Below are 305 nucleotides of genomic sequence, written 5' to 3'. Positions count from 1 at the left end.
GGTGGGAAGATACACCTGGTGACGAGCTGGAGATATTTCAAGAGCTGTTACTTCGGTATGCCGAGAAGAGGCGAGCATAATGGGGAAAAAGGTAAAGGTTCCTCCTGGTGTACGGAATCAGGGAACGTATCAAAACTTGATGCAGCAGGTCACTAAGGTAAGTAAACACGTGAATCAAGGATCGATTAAAACGCGAGAGCGTTACAAGGAGGCCGTTGATCGTTTTGCAAGGCATCTGGCCGATCAGTACAACGTGCAGCGATTTGCGAATGTGAACGACAAGCACCTTCAAAGCTATATCCAGT

General features: G+C 47.5%; 1 protein-coding gene. It reads left to right on the top strand.

Going from position 1 to position 305, the window contains the following annotated elements; all coding sequences use genetic code 11:
- Nucleotides 1-79: 79 nt before the first annotated feature.
- On the top strand, nucleotides 80-305 hold a 226-nt coding region (locus PH562_RS30695), incomplete at its 3' end, for a phage integrase N-terminal domain-containing protein (protein ID WP_285177655.1).

This window comes from Rhizobium centroccidentale, assembly GCF_030182565.1.
Lineage (GTDB): Bacteria > Pseudomonadota > Alphaproteobacteria > Rhizobiales > Rhizobiaceae > Rhizobium.
This window is presented reverse-complemented; position numbering and strand designations above follow the sequence as displayed.